Here is a 19,971-nt window from a genome sequence, read left to right as displayed (position 1 = left end):
TAATGGTTAATAATTTATCTTATCCGATCGACGATCGCCACCAAGAATCGACAATTAAAATATTATTAGTAGATGACTGTCGGGTAATTAGAGAAAAACTCAAGTCGATCCTGCACCCAAATCCAGATATACAGGCGATCGGTACGGCGATCGATGGCGACAGCGCGATCGAACAACTCAACTATTTAGACCCCGATATCATCTTACTCGACCTCGATATGCCGAAACTCGATGGCATCCAAACAGCACGCATAATTAACAATAAATATCCCCAGATCAAAATAATTATCCTCAGTAGTTACGAACTTACTCAAGAGCTGAGTGAGTCGCTATCTGCCTATACTCATGCATATATTGTCAAAGATAATCTCGATCTCAAAATAGCCGATATGATTCGAGCTGTAGCCGCTCGACAGGTATCCTCACGATCTCTCGATGCTCCGCAGGAAAGTCTATACCAACGAGATAAGATTGTAGAATTCAACAGATCCATTCCCACCGAAAATCTCGGATCGATCGAACCAAATAATCGTCAAACTAAACTCGCACCTACTGATTTTGGCGATAACTTGACCACTCAATTTACATCGATTTATCAGACCACATTTAGTAGTCTTAATGATTGGTCGAATGCTGCCAAAGAATTAATTGATATGATGCCCTTGCCGTGGACGCGGGGATTATTATATTTTTTAGTAGCATTCCTCGGAATTTCAATTCCTTGGGCTTGTTTGTACCGAATGGATGAGATCGGTACCGCCCGAGGTAGATTAGAATTTAAAGGCAATACTATCAAAAGAGAAGCCGATATTGAGGGCAGTGTTGCTGTTATCAAAGTGCATGTCAAAAAAGGCGATCGAGTCAAAGCTGGACAGACAATTATGGAACTTGACTCCAAAAATGTCCGCGAACAACTCAATCAAAATCAACTGAAACTCGATGGCGATCGACAACAGTTAAATCAGTTACTACTGATGAAAAATCAGGTAGGATTGGGTACCAATGCCCAAGTACAACAAAACCAAGCTCAATTATTAGAAAAACAATCCCAAATTGCTCAAGCGCGACAGAGTATCGCCAATCTCCAATCCATCGCTCAAAATCAAGTTGCTGAAAAATTAACACAGCTACATCAATCCGCACAAACTCTGGCCGATCGTCAATCCAGTTATAATCTCCAAAAAGCCGAAAAACTTACCCAGGTGCGCCAAGCCGAACAAGGCGTTGTTGATGCTCAAACCAACTATCTCCTCGCTCAAAATCGTCTCAAAGATGCGCAGAATGAAGTGAATCGCTATCAGAATCTCTATCAAACTGGCGCGATCGCTCAAGTCAAATCTAGAGAAATTGCCAGCATTGCCTTAGAAAAAAATCAACTATTTACTCAAGCATTTGCCAGTCTTCAACAGTCAAAACTTCGTGTTAAAGAACAACAAGAAAACTATCAGAAACTATTGCAACAAGCACAGGCAGACATCGCTCAAGCCCGATTAAGACTCAAAGAACAACAAGAAATTTATCAGGGAACAGTCGATCGCACTCGATCTGATATCGATCAAGCCAAACTTAGACTGACCGAGCAACAACGTGGTTCGCAAAGTTTGGCAAAAGGGGGAAATATTGCCCTACTCAGAACAGACCAGCAACTCAAAGAAATTGAGAGCCAAATTGTGACTTTAAAATCTCAGATCGATCGCGATCTCGCTCAAAACAATTTCCTCTCCAAACAACTAGACAAATATACAATTAAAGCTAATGCCGACGGGACGATTTTTGAATTACCGATCGAGCGAGAAGGTGCTGTCGTCCAGCCCAAACAACTCATTGCCGAAATTGCTTCCAATACCAGCGGACTGGTCTTTAAAGGCGAAATTCCAGCCACTCAGAGCGAATCATTGCGATCGTCGTTAGATGACAGTCGATCTGCAAGTTCCACACCAAAAGATGTTAAACTCAAATTCGATGAATTCCCCTTTGAAAGCTACGATGTTGTCAAAGGTAAGCTGATCTGGATCGCGCCTAATTCTAAACTAACCCAAATCCCTCAAGGTAGTTCGATCGCTAGTTATGATATCGAAGTGCAATTAGGTCAAGCCTGTATCCAGCACGAAGGTAATTGTATCCCATTCAAATCAGGTCAACCAGCAACTGCCGAAATTATAATTCGCAATCGCCGCATTATCGATTTCGTGCTCGACCCATTTAAAAAATTAACCAATAAATAATTATTAGTAAATGCAGCCGAACGGACGATCGATCGAAAAAACTAATTATCCTAAAATTAACGATCGAGATTTAATTTATGAAGCTAAAATTTCCGGCAAAATTCCCGAACTAATTCAGGGGATTATCCGCCGTCAAATTATCGAATGCCAAGTCCAACTAGCTGAAATTCAGATTGTTACGGCGGAATTGCAATCAGCAGCCGACCAGTTTCGGCTCGTCAATCAGTTAGAAAGTGCCGAAGCAACTAACAAATGGTTGCAAGATCGATCGATCTCTCTCGATGATTTTGAATACATGATTACGCAGGAGCTACTAGCTCAAAAACTTGCCTCACATTTATTTAGCGATCGAGTCGAACAATTTTTTCACCAGAACTTACTCGACTATAATTATGCCATGATCTATGAGGTAATTCTGGAAGATCGCGAGTTGGCAATGGAGATTTTTTACTCTCTCCAAGAAGGCGATCTGAGATTTGCAGATGTAGCAGATCGATATATTTCAGTCCCCGAACTCCGCCGCCGAGGTGGATATGTTGGCAAAGTAGGGCGCAAACAACTTCGTCCAGAAATTTCCGCAGCAGTGTTTGCCGCAAAGCCGCCCCAATTAATCGATCCGGTTGTTAGTGCTATTGGCGTTCATCTGATCCAAGTGGAGGAGATCGTCGAACCTCAATTGGACGAGCAGCTTCGCCAACAAATTTTAACGGAGATGTTCGATCGATGGTTGGCAGCAGCAATTGCCGAGCATCCCAAAGATCGATCTAGAATTAGCTGGTCTGAAGAAAAACCACTGCAATGATACTATTAGTAAGCGATGCAAGTTACGGGACTATTCCCGACCGATTTCCATCCGAATAGTCTCTTTATTTACGCCGTCTGATACTAGCTACTAAGATTCCGATATCTAGCAGCGGGAAGCTGTTTCTGGAGACAACTTTCTAGCAGGCGAATTTGATATACTTGCTGAAATAATCCAGGATTGAGAATCAGCTTGAATTTGGGATTAAATACTGGTTGACTCAAGAATGCCGACCAAGGAAAAGGGACTTTGGGTGTTTCGTCGCTAGACACGATCGTTATGTGGGGAGAAGGGACTGTTTAGAGCGAAATTCAGGTAGAGGGAGTCGGCCTGAATGAAAGTTTTGCTAGTGAAGAATGTAGTCTCAACGGTGATGTAGATCGTTGTTGGAGATTTAATTATTTAAGCTTCCTTAAATTTCCCATATTTATCGATCGACAACATCCGCCATTTATCTTGGTGTTGGTGGCTGACACGCTACAATAGACGTAGTTATTTCTCTTGAGATGTTGCGATCGTGGTTGCTACTCCTACTTCTGGTAAAATTATCTCCTATCCAAATAAAACGATCGATCGAGCCGAACTCGCTCTCCGCTGTGCGCCATTTCACTTAGCTCTTTTTGCTAAAATGCGCTGGGAAAGTGTCTCCGTACCCAAGTTGGCTGGCGATCTCGGTGTTCAATCTGGCTATACCCGCTATCCACTCTCGGAGTTGACTGTAGAATCAGCTACCAACTGGTTGATTAAAGTGGGGATGTTGCGACGAGAAGTGGATGGACAAGGTTTGACCGATAGTTTTCGCTTGACTCCCTTGGGATTGAAATTAGTCGAAAAATGGGAAGCCGCTGGCGGAATATTAGCTCCGGTAGGGATAATAGATCGGGTCCGTAATTGGATTGCACGTTGGCTCCGGCTGCCGTTCTAGCCTCAATTAGCAGGTAAAGGTGAGGAATGTCCTGTCAGAAAGGTTTTCATGGCTTCTAAGCGCGATGGCATTTGGATGCAGCGCACCAACAGATCGAGATCTAGATCGGTAAAAGCTGACTGAGATCGACTAAACGATAGCCATCTATTCCTAAATAGTAAACCTGAAGTCGATCGATATAAAATCGTAACAAAAAAACACCATCTTGAAAGATAGTGTTTTTTTGCTATTAGCACATAACCTAGACGGTGAGCATTGCCCACCTATTCACTATCCACTAATTAACGGATATATTCCTTGAGAATACTATTCCGATTTGGATGACGCAGTTTGCGTAGAGCTTTAGCTTCAATTTGACGAATGCGTTCGCGGGTAACATTGAAGATCTGACCGATTTCTTCTAATGTTTTCATCCGTCCATCATCCAAACCATAACGTAGGCGTAAAACATCACGTTCGCGAGGGCTTAATGTATCGAGCACCCCTTCTAAATCTTCACGGAGTAAACTCTTAGATACTTGATCTTCGGGCATCTCTCCATCTGCTTCAATAAAGTCACCAAGTCGGGAATCTTCTTCCTTCCCAATTGGTGTTTCGAGGGAAATTGGTAACTGTGCAGATTTAGCAATGAAGCGCAGTTTTTCGATCGTCATTTCCATCCGAGTTGCAATCTCTTCCTCTGTGGGTTTGCGACCCATTTCTTGAGAAAGTAATTTAGTCGTCTTTTTAATCCGAGAAATAGTTTCGTATAAGTGAACTGGGAGACGAATTGTCCGCGATTGATCGGCAATTGCCCGCGTAATTGCTTGACGAATCCACCAGGTTGCATATGTAGAGAACTTATAACCTTTCTCGTGGTCGAATTTTTCAGCAGCGCGGATCAAACCCAGACTTCCTTCCTGAATTAAATCTTGGAAAGAAAGACCGCGATTCATGTATTTTTTGGCGATCGAAACTACCAATCGGAGGTTCGACTGGACCATTTTATCCTTAGCACGTCGGCCTAAAAATAACCGATGGCGAAACTGATTGAGGGGCATTGCCGCAACCTCTGCCCACTCCCTGTCGTGGGGTTCGCGATCCAAGTCATTGAGGAGTTTTTCTCGCATCCGCTCCAATTCCAGCAGATCGGCGATTTTCCTGGCTAGTTCGATCTCCTCATCAGCGCGGAGGAGGCGAATTCGACCGATTTCTTGGAGGTATAGCCGAATCGAATCTTCTGTGAATTGTTTTTTCTTAGTTTGAACGCGGCGGCGGGAGGCTTTCACCTTCCCCAGCTTGCCATCCTCGTCTTCGACATCAGATTCACCGTCAGAGTCAGCAGTAAAGTCGTCAGCATCAGCTTCGTCGTCAAGCAGTAGTTCTAACTCGGTGTCGGAGTCTTTAGTCGTTAAGGTTGCGAGCATGTCTTTAGCCTGGGTCATGTGTGGTTCCTCTTACTCCTATCAATAACAATGAACTTATGTAAATACTATATTTCGGCAGGAAATCGTTTTGTTGTTTACCAATTTTTAACAATTCAGATCGTCGAGATCTGCGCGGGAGAAAGATCGTCCTACGAGAGCTACTCAAGCTGAAATGTTAATCTCGAACACCGGATAATTAATAGTCTTCGATCGAGAAAGTATTCCTGATTTAGGAAAACCCTTTTGATTGTAGCTCTTATTAAAATTTTTGCCAGTTTTGATTGTTAATTAAAATATCAATTTATCCAGATTGCACTCTCATAAGTAAAGTTACCTAGCTGTTACTTCGATCGCATCGTTCCAACTTGAAGCAGATACCTTTCCCTCAGCATCGGCTTGGCGGAATCGAAATCTGGACAGATCGGCATGAAAGATGTTTGGATCTAGGTTGACTACTTACTAACCGTTGAGACGCATCTAGTTATTTTAGACTTCAATAGTTAATCGCAATGCTGTTGGAGATCGAGCAGTGGAGACTTATTTTTATGATTAGATGGTCAACTTTGTTACAAAGATCTAACTAGAGCCTTAAGTCAATTTGTTGGTGTAGCCCCTGGATTGAGAGAATCGGGATAAATAATTTACCGCTCTCGATCCATAGTCTAACTGTTTAGTTTCACTTTGCCCACCTAATTTAACGCTACAACTGTGCGTTAATTTGCTGAAAGTGGCATTAATTAGGCAATATTTAGTACTTTTGTTTTAGAGCAGGGAGCGGGGAGCGGAAAATCCGGTCTTGGGGTTTCCCCAAGTGGAGGACTTTTCCAAGACAGCGGGGAGTGAAGACACTTCTCCCCTAAAACCTAAAACCTAAAACCTAAAACCTAAAACCTAAAACCTAATTCCTAGTATGATGATGATCGTAGCGAATGCGGGAACCTGCCCAGAGGAGTTTTTCGCGCAGGGTTTGGTAGTAGGAATAGTTGTCGCGGAGAATGATAAACTTGGCTTGACAGTTGGCCATTTGGACATCTACTCGCTGTCCTGGCCAAATTGAGGTGCCTAGCACTCCATCAGTCCAAAGTTTAGTATTAAGTTCGTAATCGCCTAATGGCCAAATACTAACGGTAGAGCCAGGTGGGATGACAATTGGGCGACTGGAGAGGCTGAGAGGGCAAATTGGCGCAATCGTAATTGCAGCCATGCCGGAATGAACGATCGGACCATTTGCCGATACATTATAGCAAGTCGAGCCTGTGGGGGTAGATACGAGCAAACCATCGCCTTGATACTGATCGACGATTTCGCCATCGATTTCCATTTCTAAGATCGAAGTAATCATCCGATCTGCTGCGGCTGGCTTGATGCACATATCATTAAGCGCGAGGAATCTTTCGCTGTCTGGCTCGGCGTTGCGATCGTCTCCATCATAAATATGTGCCTGGAGCATCATTCTCCTTTCGATCGCGTATAGATCTTGCAAGAGCCTTTCCCAGATTAACTTACCATCGATCTGTGCATCAGTATTAAATAATTCTAGCGGTTCGGTCAGAAAGCCTAAATGCCCCCCTGCGTTGACGGCTAAAATTGGGATGCCATCGGGGGATAGATGCCGTGCGGCGGTCAGTGCCGTACCATCTCCACCCAAAACGATCGCCAGATCGATCGGTTTGCTGGTGGATGCGAGAAAGACGGGATAGGGGTTATCTTTGGCTCCACTCGGCCCCATCATCACGTCACAACCGAGTTGTTCGAGTTGTTTGACGCATTTTTCCGCGAGGGCTTTGCTGCCGCGATCTCCAGCTTTATGAACGATGATGACGTTTTTGAGTTCCACGGGGTAGAGGGTAGGGGAAAGGGTAAAGGGGAAGGGGGAAGGGGGAAGGGGTAAAGGGTAAAGGGGACGCTCGATCCACTATTCACTATTCACTATCCACTATTCACTCCCCTACCCCCTACTCCTTAAAAAGTATTTTCAACTTTTCAGCTAGGACTCGAACGTTAGGTTCTTTCATTAGTGTATTATGGTCGCCAGGAATATGCTCGATATCTAAATCGCCAGCAACTAGATCTCCCCAACCCAGATCGGGGTGTCGATCGATATAATCAAGTTGGTGGTCGCTCCAAAATAGACTGGCTGTTCCCTGATAAACTTGAGGTTGATAATTTCCGGCGGCTTGCCAATTACAATCTAAAACACTTAACAATTCAGGTGTAAAGGTTTCGAGATCGGATAATGCTGTCACCACTTCATCTCGATATCGATCTTTGTCGCTGACTGCTCTGCGTTTAAATATTTTATCGAAAATATATTTTATCTGCTGTTTTAGTGTAAGTTCTTTGATGGTATTTAACTGAATAGTTAACAATTCGGAGAATGATACGCTGGCCTCCTTAATCCCAGGGTATCTGAGATCCAGTAAACCCAAGAAAGCAACTTTTGCTCCGCCCGCTGTTAGTTGTCTAGCGATGTCAAAAGCGATGATGCCGCCAAAAGAGTAACCGAGTAGAAAGTAAGGACCTTGTGACTGAACTGTTTGAATTGCTTCAATGAAGTAATTAGCCATATCTTCAATTCGATCGAATGGCTGTTGTTCTCCATTAATTCCCCGCGCTTGTAGCCCATAAACAGGTCGATCGATACCGATTATTTTGGCTAGATCGTAATAACCTAACACATTCCCGCCGACGGGATGAATGCAAAATAAAGGTGATTTTTCACCGCCTGATGCGAGTAGAACTAATGGCGACCAAGCATGGAGATCTTCGGATTGACGGATAATATTAGCAAGTTCGGCAATCGTTGGTGACTGAAATAAAATTGACAAAAATAACCGTTTGTTCCAAATTCGCTCGATTTGGGCGAACAATTCCAGAGCGACAAGTGAATGTCCACCCAAATCGAAGAAGTTGTCGGTGATGTCTACTGCTTCGATTTGTAATATTTTCTGCCAAATCTCAATTAGGTTTTGCTCGATCGGCTGGTGGGGATCGCTGGTATGAGCTGTTGCTTCTACCTGTTGCGTTAGTAGGGGCGCAGGAAATGCCTTGCGATCGACTTTGTTATTTGGGGTGAGGGGAAATGCCTGGAGCGGGATAAAGTTAGAGGGCACCATATACTCAGGCAATTGGGAGCGCAAATGGGTGCGGAGGATAGCCGCTGTCGGCTCTTGGCCAGGTTGGGGGACGAAATAGGCGACTAGTCGTTTATCGCCAGGTACGTCTTCGCGCACGACGATCGCGACTTCCCTAATTGTCTCATGCCGACCTAATATTGTCTCAATTTCGCCCAGTTCGATCCGATATCCCCTGATTTTGACCTGAAAATCGATCCGTCCCAGAAATTCGAGATTGCCATCACTCCGATAGCGAACGAGGTCGCCAGTGCGGTATAAACGGGCGGTAGGATCGGCATTAAACGGGTTGGGGATAAACCGCTCTTGGGTAAGATCTGGTCTATTCAGGTACCCGCGTGTCACGCCTTTTCCGCCGATGAGTAATTCGCCTGCGATGCCGATGGGAACTGGTTGTTGGAGCTTGTCGAGGATGTATAATTCGGTATTGGCGATCGGTTTTCCCAATGGCACCACACCTTCAACCGCGCTCAGGGGATAGGTTGTAGACCAGATCGTGGTTTCGGTAGGGCCATACATATTATGTACTTGTCCCTGAATAATCTGCTGGAGTTGCAGCGCGAGGGCTTCGGTTAAAGCTTCACCACCAACCATCATCGTCTGAATTTGACCGATCGCGGTGCGGGTAGTCAGATCGCCAATTAGCAAACTCGCCATTGATGGCGTACATTGTAGATGCGTGACTTGATGTCGATCGATTAATGCTGCAATCGAATTATCTTGCTCTCCTTGAGTACGTTCTGTTTTGGCGTTATAGATGACTACTTTAAATCCCCGTGTCAGCGTCCAGAATATTTCTAGCACGGAAATGTCAAAGGATAAACTCGTCACCGCCAACCATACCCCTGGGTGGCAATCGATGCGCGCATCCATCCCCGTGAAAAAGTTGACGGCATTGCGATGTTCTACCATCACGCCTTTGGGCTTTCCGGTCGAACCGGAGGTGTAGATGATATAACCCAAATTTGTGGGGTTGACATCAGTTTGCGGATTTGTAGCGGGTTGCTGGGCAATTTCGCCCGAATTGGTGTCGATCGCGATCGCCTGGAGATTATCCTCAATTGCCAATTTGGGAATTAGCCGCTGCTGTGTCAGGATAATTGGAGCTTGGGAATCTGCCAACATCAAAGCGAGACGATCTGCGGGAAAATCGGGATCTAGGGGTAAATACGCGCCACCTGCTTTATGAATTGCCAGTAAACCGACAACCATGTCGATCGATCTTTCCATCTGCAGCCCCACAAATGTATCGGGTTGGACTCCTTGGCGCAGCAGATAGTGGGCTAATTGATTGGCTCGATCGTTTAATTCTCGGTAAGTCAATTGTTGCGATTCACAGGCAACGGCGATCGAGTTAGGAGTCTGTGCTACCTGCTGCTCGAATAATTGATGGATACAGACATCTGTCGGGAAGGGTGTTTGAGTCTGATTCCAATCGATTAATAATTGCTGCTGTTCGACAGTAGACAGTAATGGTAGTCGCCCCAGCGGTTGCTCTGGCTGTTCGACACAAGCTAAGATTAAACTTTGAAGTTGTCGGACGATCGCCTCACTATCGATTTGAGTGAGTGCCCCTGCATGTACTAATTCTGGCAAGCTCCCATCTTCATAAGCAACGAAAGTCATTAATGCATCTAGATCCTGCACATCCAAACGATCGGGGCGATCTGCAATGACGATCGTGACTGGTAATACACAACTTGGCAAATCATCTTGGATGGTATCACTAGTTTTACTCAGCCGATCGGCCAGATCTAGCGACGCTTCCAGCCGCTCTCTAAACTGGCGGAATGATTCCTCTGGCTGAATTTGGATGCGAATCGGCATCTGGTGGCGAAATATGGCAGCGGTGCGATTTGGGGACTCGATTTTTAACCCTAAGTCAAATTCTGATTCTGGGGAAAGTCGCGCACAATATGCTGCAAATATGCTTAACAGGGAATTCAATTTTACCTGTTCGTTGTTGGACTTAAAAAAATCGCCATCAAAGTAGCCTTTCCCCTGGAGATGTGCCAGTGAAATTGGATAGCGTTGGCAAGCTGTGCGAGTTTGAATAGCTGTTTCGATTGGCAAATAGGGATGCTGAAACGGTGCAAGTTCGATCTTGGTCGGGACCGATCCTGCGGCTGGGTTTTGGCTCGCAGGAGTTGTTAAAATTTGATTAATCGACATTGGTTCGCTGAAAAGAGAATATTTAAGACCGATATCCTATAACAATTCAACTCACAATCGCTATTAAATCGCAATAGAAGACATCGATCTTATTAATCCCTCAAAATCATCAAATCTAACAAGAAAACACACAAAGTTTCAGACAAAAGAGCAAATCGAGGTCTGTTGCCCCCTAATGCAAGAAGTGACGAACACCTGTAAATACCATGACGATACCTAATTCATTGGCAGCGGCGATCGAATCGTTATCTCGCATACTACCACCAGGTTGGACGATCGCGGTAATTCCGGCGGCGGCGGCTGTTTTGACAGAGTCGTCGAAGGGGAAAAAACCATCACTGGCGAGGATTGCGCCTTGAGCGTGGGTTCCGGCTTGTTCGAGGGCAATTTTAGCAGAGCCGACGCGATTCATTTGTCCGGCACCTACGCCGATAGTAGCGCGATTTTTGGTGACGACAATCGCGTTAGATTTAACGTGCTTACAAACTTTCCAGGCGAATAGAAGTTCTTGTAACTCTGATGCGGTGGGTTGTTTGGTGGTGACTACTTGCCAATCGGTGGTAGTTTCGATCGCTTCATCGGCGGTTTGGACTAAAATTCCCCCAGCGATAATTTTGACATTATCTTTGGTACCTGTCGCTAAATCTGCCAATGTTAAAATGCGGAGATTTTTCTTGGTGGCGAAGATCGCCGCAGCTTCAGGGGTGCATTCAGGTGCAACGATACATTCGAGGAAGGTTTTGCTCATCGATTGTGCGGTATCGGCATCAAGTGGACGATTGACAGCGACAATTCCGCCAAAGGCTGAGGTAGAATCGGCATCATAAGCTCGATCGTATGCTTCGAGTAAGGTATCGCCTAATGCTGTCCCACAAGGATTGTTATGTTTGATAATCGTGGCGGCGGGAGTGTCGCCAAACTCGGCAATAATGCGGCGTGCAGCTTCTAAATCGACGAGATTGTTGTAGCTGAGTTCTTTGCCCTGTAATATCTTTGCCGTCGTCCAACCTGTCGGTACAGCACCTGTCTGATACCAGGCGGCTGGTTGGTGGGGATTTTCGCCGTAGCGGAGCGATTGCAATGGTTGGGCAGAAATTTGATAATTTCCTGTTTCCCCTGCTTGGGCTGCTAAATAACCCGCGATCGCAGTATCGTAGGCGGCGGTATGTTGAAATGTTTCTAATGCTCTAGCTTGACGGAACTCGATCGAGGCTTGTCCGTTATTTTTGGTCAATTCTGCGAGATAATCAGCATATCGATCGGGATTAGACAATACTGTCAAGTGAGCGAAATTCTTCGCTGAAGCGCGGAGCATGGCAGGGCCACCGATATCGATTTGCTCGATCGCGTCTGCTAAACTAACTCCAGGCTTGCTAATTGTGGCAGCGAAGGGATATAAATTAACTACGACTAGATCGATCGGGCGAATTTGGTGCTGTTCGAGATCTGCTAAATGTTCGGGTAAATCTCTGCGCGCGAGAATCCCCCCATGTATTTTCGGGTGCAAAGTCTTCACCCGCCCACCCAATATTTCCGGTGCGCCTGTATACTCAGCCACCTTCATCACCGGAATCCCTTCAGCCTTCAATGCTTGAGCGGTACCCCCACTGCTGACAATCTCAAAGTCAAATTTTTCGACTAATTGACGGGCAAATTCAATTAATCCAGTTTTGTCAGATACACTCAGGAGTGCTAAACGAGTCATATGTTCGTGAGGAGAATGGCTAGTCGCTAGTATATCGGTTTTCCGGTATCTCGATCGATTACTACCCTCGTGCATCGACGTTAACTTAGCTCGCGATTAAAAGGCTGGTAAATCGGGAAAAACCTCTTGCACAGCCGGATGAACGATCGAACCCGATCGAACATTCATACCTTTTGCTAGATTGAGATCCAGTGTCAGAGCGTCTAATCCTCGATCGGCTAATTTAATTACATAGGGTGCGGTACTATTATTTAAGGCTTGTGTTGCCGTCCAAGGTACGGCTCCAGGCATATTTGGCACGCCGTAGTGTACGACTCCCGATTCAATGTACACGGGATTAGTATGAGAAGTGGGGCGTAGCGTCTCAATGCACCCACCTTGATCGACAGCGACATCGATTATGACGGAGCCTGGTTTCATCTGCTCGACTAAAGCCTTGGAGACGAGGATCGGCGCACGTTTGCCCAAGATGAGCACTGCACCAATGACTAGATCGGCACTGCGGACGGCCGTTTCGATATTAGTAGCATTGCTGTAGAGATAAGTAACGCGAGAACCAAAAATAGTTTCCAAATAGCTCAATCGATCGACATTGACATCCAGGATCGTTACCTGTGCACCCATTCCTACCGCCATCCGTGCGGCTTCTGTGCCCACGATCCCCCCACCGAGGATGGTAACTTGCCCAGGTTGTACGCCAGGTACACCACCGAGGAGAACACCACCACCCCCCTGTTGTTTCTCTAGAAATCTCGCCCCAAATTGGACGGATAACCTACCCGCGATGATGCTCATTGGTGCGAGCAGGGGGAGTTTCCGATCTGGTAATTCTACTGTTTCATAAGCGATCGCGCTCACGCCAATATCGATGAGTTGCTCGGTGAGAGTCCGATTGGCAGCGAGGTGGAGATAAGTGAAGAGGATTTGGTTTTTTTGGAGGTATGAGTATTCTGTAGCGAGCGGTTCTTTGACTTTGACAACCATTTCTCGATCCCAAGCGGCGGCGGCTGTCGGAACGATCTTGGCTCCAGCTTGGATATACTGAGGATCGGTGAAGCTAGAGCCTGCTCCAGCATTGGTTTCGATGTATACTTGATGTCCTCGATCGACTAATGTCCGCACGATACTAGGAGTTAATCCGACCCGAAATTCTTGGTCTTTGGTTTCTTTGGGGATGCCAATTTCCATGTTTTATACCCGTGGTTGTCGTCACAATTACCATCATAATAGGGAGGGTATCAGTTTGAGAATGAGTATTAGGCTACTTCCAATCCAATTTGCTTTACAGTTTTTTAGGCAAAGGGTAAAGGATGAAGAGACGATCTCGATCTAGCCCAAATCCCAAACCCTAAAACCCAAAATCTCCAGCCTTTCATGAGTAAATATTATCTCCCAGCAATTATCGAAGGTTATTCCCAAGGTAATTTCTTAATGGCAGACGATGAAGACAGCGGTCTTCAGTGGTATTCTAGCAGCGAACATGCGCTGATTCCACTCGACGATCGCTTTCGCTATCCCACATCTTTGCAGCGAGTAATCAATCAACACCGATTTGCAGTTAGGATTAATGGGGATTTTCAGGCGGTTGTAAAGGGTTGTGCAGATCGAGATACAACCTGGATTTCGGGCGAACTTCAGGAGATCTACTGGGAATTAAACCAAGCAGGTTGGGCGTATAGTTTTGAAACCTGGCAAGGAAATGAATTAGCTGGTGGTATCCTGGGGATTGCGATCGGCGGCGCATTTATCGGGGAATCGATGTTTTTTAATATCCCTGAAGGTTCTAAAGTGGCAATGGTGCAACTCGTCAATCATCTCCGCCAGCAAAAGTTCAGTCTGTTTGATGCCCAAATGACTAATCCTCACCTCGAACGTTTCGGTGCATACACGATCGACACCCAAGCATATCAGGAGTTATTAGCAACAGCCATCAAACAGACTTGCAAATTTAATCTCTAAAACCTAACCAGCTCGAAGTTGTTGACGATAACGAGAATGAAGTAGCAAACCCACTTTACCGAGCAACTCCTCGATCGAGAAAGGTTTGGAGAGTAGATCGTCGGCACCACATTCTAACCCAACGGCAGCTCGGGATGGATCGAGTGCAGTGAATAGTAGAATCGGCGTAAGATCCCAAACCGAATTACTTCTAATCCGTCTCGTCATCTCATACCCATCGATTTTGGGCATATTAATATCCAGAATAATCAAATCTGGGGGTATTAACTCCATAATTTGCAGAGCGATTAATCCTTCGGCATACGCGATCGTCTGATACCCTGCGGAGGATAGAATTGCATCGGTTATCGACAAAATCTCTGGAGAATCATCAACGATCAGGATTCTATTAGTGTCTGACCTTCCACCAGTAACAACTGATTTCATTTATCAAAATTTTTTAAATAAAAGGGACGGAGGATAACATTCAGCGCGTAGAAGACTTGCTCCTAGCTAAATATCGGGTATCGACAAAATTTCTGGAGAATCATCAACGATCGGGATTTTATTGGTGTCTGACCTTCCACCAGTAACAACTAATTTCATTTATCAAAAAATTTTAAATAACAGGGAGAGGGGAATAATATAAGTTAATATCATAGCCGATGTATTCGACGATTAATCGGTGTCGATCGAATTATTTCAGATTTGAGTATGACAATCTGTCAACCACAGCAATACTCCCCACTAGCTCTAAAATTGGTACCAAATCATCCAGCCAACTATCTTAACGAGCGGATCTAGTGTCATAATCGATGGTTGAGTGAAATCACTAGATTTAGCGGTTTCCGCCAGATCTCAACTTTCAACACTTCTCCTGACGGAGACGCTACGCTCAGTGCAAGCTTTCGACTTTCAACTAATTTAATATGCTGCAATTAGTTTCTTCTGGACTTATGGGGATGTGGTTAAATCTAGCTGGAGTGAAAAATGCACCGCCAGTTTCACCAACACAAGCTGTGACTTGGCAAGGATTATCGTGGATCAATCCGCCCACGCCAGTAGAACCAGGAGTCGAAAAAACCATCGCCCAATATATCCAAACCCTCAAAGCGATTGGTTTAGATCCTCAAAAACAATCAGTATGGCTCCAAACCGATAGTAATCTGCTAATCGATCGAAATGGTACGATTCCAGTTGCTGCTGCCTCCTTGACCAAAACAGCCACATCTCTGGCAGCAATTAGCACCTGGGGGCTAGACAAACAATTTGAGACGATCGTCAGTGCCAACGGTAAAATTAGCCAGGGGACATTAGAAGGCGATTTAATCGTTCGTGGTAATGGCGATCCCTTATTTGTCTGGGAAGATGCAATTGCCCTCGCACAGAGTTTAAATCAATTGGGCATTAATCGGGTTAATGGCAATCTATTAATAGTGGATAAATTCCACATGAACTATAAAGCCGATCCGCAAAAAGCGGGAGAATTACTCAAACAAGCCTTGACGGGAATCAATCTCCCTCCCACACTGCTCAAGACTGAATTTAAAGATGTCAATATTGTCAAACTACCGACAGCAGTGAGGGAAACTACCACCAAACTGCCCCAAGTATCGATCGTTGGTAAAGTAATTGTGACTAGCGATCCTCCCACTGTAATTACACCACTAATTCGCCATCGATCGCTGCCATTAATTGATATAGTGCGGCAGATGAATATTTACAGTAATAATGAAATTGCTCAAATCCTCGCCGATAGTGTCGGGGGTGCAGAGCAGGTAATGAAAATCGTTTCAACTACCGCCAAATTTCCACCAGCGGAGATTCAACTCATCAATGGTTCCGGTTTAGGAGTCCAAAATCGTCTCTCTCCCCGCGCCGTCTGTCAAATCTTCCGCACTCTCCACCAAACACTTCAACCTGCGAACCTAAACCTGGCAGATATTTTTCCCGTTGCGGGAGCCGAATATGTCGGTACCCTCAAAGATCGACATTTACCTGTAGGTACAACAATGAAAACAGGTACCCTTAATGAGGTTAGCGCACTAGGTGGCGTATTACCCACACGCGATCGGGGATTAGTTTGGTTTGTTATTGTCAATAAAGGCTCTCAAATTGCCAAACTCCGCCAACAACAAGATACCTTATTACAATCCCTCATCAAAGAATGGGGACGAGTCACCCCGACACCACTAGTGGTTACCAAACACGATCGCGATCCCGCCTATTTTGGCGATCCAGATCGTAATATAGCGATTATCCCTAAATCTCCCTAAGTTTACTCGATCGATCTGATGGCATGGATGGGCACAATAAGCACAGTTCCAGTCTTAGTTAAATTTATGCTATTTACGATGTTAGCCATGACGATCGATCTCGAGCTGGTTCAGTTAGCTCACCCGACGATGATGGATATTGCTACTAATTTACCGCTACAATTTGACATTAAGAACCACGGATTAGTGCTCGCTCAACAGTTTCAAAATGTTGATATTTTGGGCAATATCCAGAATGGTTGGACAGACTTTCTCCAAACCGGAAAAGCAGGTGCTTCAGCAATCGGCTTGGTGCTAGGATATATGATTCGCGGAATTACACGTTAATCGATCGTTGATAGTTAAATGCGATCGATCTGGCGCGTTATCTCGTAAGATAACGCACTATTTTCGATTGAGTGCAAAACTAAGGAGAAATAGTATTACAAAAAGACAATGCCAATATTAGAGGTTTATATTGAGTTTTAATCCCGAACTATGTCAAAACGAAAGTGAGGTTGAAAGTAAACTAATAGTTCACTACCTGCTGCCAAAACTAGGCTACTCTCCCGACACATGGCATCAGGAAGTAAAATTTGGTAAGATCCGACTAGATTTTCTTGCTTTCACCCAGAAACTCCCTTTCAAGTCTGATAATAAGTCTCCTGTGGGCTTAATTATCGAAGCCAAGCATCCGCGCAAGAATCTAGACAAACATGTCTATCAGATCCGCAATTATTTAACTAGTTTAAATATTACTTACGGTTTATTGACAAATGGTAAAGAGCTAAGAATTTATCAGCAAATCTTTGGAACGACTAAGTTAATATTTAGCTGTGCAGGACGAGACATTGATGATAAATTAGCAGATATAGCCCAATTAATCGGACGCGATCGATTACAAACTCAGTTACCATTGCCAACAACTGTATCTCTTTCTATTCCCGATCCATCTTCCTCTTTGTCATCTATGAAAACTATTGCCATCTACCATAACAAAGGCGGTGTCGGTAAAACTACCGTCTCTACCAATCTAGCCGCAGCCTTTAGTAAAAAAGGCTACCGAGTACTATTAATTGATATTGATGCTCAAGCAAATAGTACTTTTGCAACAGGTTTAGTTAAGTTTCAATTTGAAGAAGAAGATGACTTACGAGATCGAAATGTTTGCAATCTGATTAGTACTGCTGACAGCAATTTCATCCACGAGATTGTTCGAGCCTCACAATATTTTAGCAATCCAGAAATTGATGTAATTCCAGCACATATCAATTTAATTGATAAGCAGGTAGATTTGACAACAACGATGGCAAGTCGCACCAGATTATCAGAAAAACTCAAGCGTGTTGAAAATAGTTACGATCTAGTGATTATTGATACCCCACCTTCTCGTGATATTTATGCAGAAGTTGCACTACTTACCGCAGACTATCTAATTATTCCATCCGATCTGAAACCATTTGCAAATCAAGGTTTGCCCACTGTTAAGAATTTCATCAAAAACATAAATGAAAATAGAAAAACATTTGGAAAACAACCAATTAATGTATTGGGAGTATTAGCATCTAAAATTTCCACCAATGCTCGATTTATTGAATTTACTTTTCCCAAACAGAGAGAAGTAATTGGTAATCGCTACGAAATGCCTTTAATGGAATCAGTGATTTACGATCGCACCGCCTTGTCAGAATCTTTCAATAAAACTGTCATCATCGGTGATATTGAATATCCAGATCCAAAATCAATCTTTAAATATGCCGATGAGGTGAAAAGTACAGCCCAAACATCAGCGATGGAGTTTGAGATCTTGGCAGATGAAGTTTTAACTAAGATTGGGCTAAATTAATGATTAAATGTTATTTTGTAGATGTAAAAAGTATCAGTTCAGATTTGCCTAGATCTAATTTTGTAGAATCAGAACTAGAACAACTGGCAGATTTGATGTTGAAAACTGATGGATTACTTCGTCCGTTAATATTGAGATCGATTGGTGTCCAAAAGTATACAGTTGTTGAGGGGCACCGAGAATATTATGCAGCAGTAATAGCGAAGGAAAAAGACTTAAAGAATGCAGAAATGGTTAATGCCTTTGTGATTGATACTAATATTCACCAATCGGCGATCGATCAATTACATTTATTAAAAGAAGATCGAGTACTTACTCCTGTCTTAGCCATTGATCCAATAATAGATTGTCATACATCATCAGAATCTCTTCCTGCTAGTATCGAGCAATTATTCCCAGCACTAGTCGTGGCTATTTCTCAGCAATTAAAGCCGATTATAGACCAACTTGCCGAACAAAAAAAGATTTTAGATATACTTAAAGAATCAATAAATGTGTCACCTATAATCGAGCGAACTGTAATCACTCCGCCGATAATCGATCCAGTTGCAATAATTCCACCCATAATAGATCCAGTAATAATTACTCCACCGACGATCGTTCCACCGATATCAAATAATCCTCTCGACTTAATTAACAAACTCAATCAAGAAGAGCTTGATGGGAAAATGGAACGCTCTGGGATATCTAAAGGTACCAGGAAACTATTTGCTAACATTATTGCCAAACGAAATACTCAACTCGAACAAAAATTTAATGACTGGGATGTTCTTAAAAAAGAAGTCAAGGGTTTAGGCGATGCAAAGATCAAGGAAATTATTAGTAAATTAAAATAAGATCGATCGTATCTTCAGATCCGAAACAAAAATCGAGGTAGGGGCAATTCATGAATTGCCCCTACCTCGATTTTTAAAGATTAACAGATTGAACTATTAACTCAACTGAGTAATGCGATTAAAGGCACGATCGACCTCTTGCCATAACTGTCGATTGCGAGGATCGACTTTTAAAGCTTTCTTGAGATAAATCCGTGCTTTATCAAACTCCCTACGCTGAATTAATTGATGTCCGTACTGAGAATAAATAATCCCTTGCCATTGACAAATCTGTGCATCCTGTGGCGAGCGATGCGATAAACCCTCAATTAAAACGATCGCTTTTAAAAATTGTTGTTGCTTTAGTAATGACTGCAATTCATAATATAACTGCCACTTTAAATCATGCTCATTTCGATCGGGCGTGGAAGTTTCTGGTTCTGGGTGACGAACATAAGTCGATCTAACGGTAGTTTGAGGGCTAGTTGGAGTTGAATCTTGCTGAGTTTTATCTAGTAAAACTTGATAAGCCTGACTGAGTGAGATGAAGCGTTGAGGTGCTTCGACATCACCTGGATTGAGATCGGGATGCAATTTACGAGCTAGTGAACGGTATGCAGCCTTCAGTTCATCGAGCGATGCTCCTCGACAGATCCCTAGTAACTGATAGCATCGATCGAGATTGGCGGTGGTGGTAGATGCAAGCATTTATTTATCAGAATGCTAAAAATGTACATTTCGAGTCATA

Annotated in this window: 16 protein-coding genes; 8 read left to right on the top strand and 8 right to left on the bottom strand. The window is 44.0% G+C overall.

Annotation, left to right across the window (positions count from 1 at the left end; translation table 11 throughout):
* Positions 1-2: 2 nt before the first annotated feature.
* Together RMO55_RS04070 and RMO55_RS04065 are read left to right on the top strand one after the other, a co-directional pair.
* The gene (locus RMO55_RS04070) at positions 3-2,225 is read left to right on the top strand and encodes a response regulator (protein WP_310423905.1); all 2,223 of its coding nucleotides are present in this window, start codon (positions 3-5) and stop codon (positions 2,223-2,225) included.
* Positions 2,226-2,235: 10 nt separating this feature from the next.
* Positions 2,236-3,027, top strand: coding sequence for a peptidylprolyl isomerase (locus RMO55_RS04065; RefSeq protein ID WP_310423902.1), 792 nt, complete (start codon positions 2,236-2,238; stop codon positions 3,025-3,027).
* Positions 3,028-3,110: 83 nt separating this feature from the next.
* Here the strand turns inward: RMO55_RS04065 and RMO55_RS04060 are convergent, their stop codons facing one another.
* Positions 3,111-3,299, bottom strand: coding sequence for a hypothetical protein (locus RMO55_RS04060; RefSeq protein WP_310423900.1), 189 nt, complete (start codon positions 3,297-3,299; stop codon positions 3,111-3,113).
* A 245-nt stretch (positions 3,300-3,544) separates the two neighbouring features.
* Here RMO55_RS04060 and RMO55_RS04055 point away from each other — a divergent pair, with 245 nt between their 5' ends.
* On the top strand, positions 3,545-3,952 hold the full coding sequence (locus RMO55_RS04055) for an Npun_F0494 family protein (RefSeq protein WP_310423897.1): 408 nt from the start codon (positions 3,545-3,547) through the stop codon (positions 3,950-3,952).
* Between the two features lie 281 nt (positions 3,953-4,233).
* Here the strand turns inward: RMO55_RS04055 and rpoD are convergent, their stop codons facing one another.
* The 5 genes from rpoD to ald all read right to left on the bottom strand — a co-directional run bounded on the left by rpoD (position 4,234) and on the right by ald (position 13,557).
* Positions 4,234-5,376 carry an RNA polymerase sigma factor RpoD gene (gene rpoD, locus RMO55_RS04050; protein ID WP_310423894.1) on the bottom strand — a complete coding sequence of 381 codons (1,143 nt, stop codon included), beginning with the start codon at positions 5,374-5,376 and terminating at the stop codon, positions 4,234-4,236.
* A gap of 880 nt (positions 5,377-6,256) precedes the next feature.
* Complete coding sequence (locus tag RMO55_RS04045) at positions 6,257-7,195, bottom strand: NAD(+) kinase (protein ID WP_310423891.1); 939 nt, start codon at positions 7,193-7,195, stop codon at positions 6,257-6,259.
* Positions 7,196-7,313: 118 nt separating this feature from the next.
* Positions 7,314-10,664, bottom strand: coding sequence for an amino acid adenylation domain-containing protein (locus RMO55_RS04040; RefSeq protein ID WP_310423888.1), 3,351 nt, complete (start codon positions 10,662-10,664; stop codon positions 7,314-7,316).
* 172 nt (positions 10,665-10,836) lie between these two features.
* Entirely contained in the window at positions 10,837-12,369 is a 1,533-nt protein-coding gene (purH, locus tag RMO55_RS04035; protein WP_310423885.1) for a bifunctional phosphoribosylaminoimidazolecarboxamide formyltransferase/IMP cyclohydrolase, read from the bottom strand.
* A 96-nt stretch (positions 12,370-12,465) separates the two neighbouring features.
* A complete protein-coding gene (ald, locus tag RMO55_RS04030; protein ID WP_310423882.1) occupies positions 12,466-13,557 on the bottom strand; it encodes an alanine dehydrogenase in 1,092 nt (363 codons plus the stop codon).
* 186 nt (positions 13,558-13,743) lie between these two features.
* On the opposite strand from ald, the gene aat reads away from it, so the two are divergent.
* Positions 13,744-14,328, top strand: coding sequence for a leucyl/phenylalanyl-tRNA--protein transferase (gene aat, locus RMO55_RS04025; RefSeq protein ID WP_310423879.1), 585 nt, complete (start codon positions 13,744-13,746; stop codon positions 14,326-14,328).
* A 3-nt stretch (positions 14,329-14,331) separates the two neighbouring features.
* Here the strand turns inward: aat and RMO55_RS04020 are convergent, their stop codons facing one another.
* The gene (locus tag RMO55_RS04020) at positions 14,332-14,754 is read right to left on the bottom strand and encodes a response regulator (protein ID WP_310423876.1); all 423 of its coding nucleotides are present in this window, start codon (positions 14,752-14,754) and stop codon (positions 14,332-14,334) included.
* Positions 14,755-15,236: 482 nt separating this feature from the next.
* Between RMO55_RS04020 and RMO55_RS04015 the strand changes: the two genes are divergently transcribed.
* The 4 genes from RMO55_RS04015 (at position 15,237) to RMO55_RS04000 (ending at position 19,244) form a co-directional block, all read left to right on the top strand.
* On the top strand, positions 15,237-16,583 hold the full coding sequence (locus RMO55_RS04015) for a D-alanyl-D-alanine carboxypeptidase (RefSeq protein WP_310423873.1): 1,347 nt from the start codon (positions 15,237-15,239) through the stop codon (positions 16,581-16,583).
* A 27-nt stretch (positions 16,584-16,610) separates the two neighbouring features.
* The gene (locus tag RMO55_RS04010) at positions 16,611-16,910 is read left to right on the top strand and encodes a hypothetical protein (RefSeq protein ID WP_310423870.1); all 300 of its coding nucleotides are present in this window, start codon (positions 16,611-16,613) and stop codon (positions 16,908-16,910) included.
* Between the two features lie 130 nt (positions 16,911-17,040).
* Positions 17,041-18,408 carry an AAA family ATPase gene (locus RMO55_RS04005; protein ID WP_310423868.1) on the top strand — a complete coding sequence of 456 codons (1,368 nt, stop codon included), beginning with the start codon at positions 17,041-17,043 and terminating at the stop codon, positions 18,406-18,408.
* 44 nt (positions 18,409-18,452) lie between these two features.
* Positions 18,453-19,244 (top strand): ParB N-terminal domain-containing protein, encoded by a 792-nt coding sequence (locus RMO55_RS04000; protein WP_310423863.1) that lies wholly within the window; start codon positions 18,453-18,455, stop codon positions 19,242-19,244.
* 96 nt (positions 19,245-19,340) lie between these two features.
* On the opposite strand, the gene RMO55_RS03995 is transcribed toward RMO55_RS04000, so the two are convergent.
* Positions 19,341-19,931 (bottom strand): DnaJ domain-containing protein, encoded by a 591-nt coding sequence (locus tag RMO55_RS03995; RefSeq protein WP_310423860.1) that lies wholly within the window; start codon positions 19,929-19,931, stop codon positions 19,341-19,343.
* Positions 19,932-19,971: the final 40 nt, after the last annotated feature.

This window comes from Chamaesiphon sp. VAR_48_metabat_135_sub (assembly GCF_031418915.1).
GTDB lineage: Bacteria > Cyanobacteriota > Cyanobacteriia > Cyanobacteriales > Chamaesiphonaceae > Chamaesiphon.
Note: the sequence above shows the minus strand (reverse complement) of the source record. Positions and strands in the feature narration are given on the sequence as shown.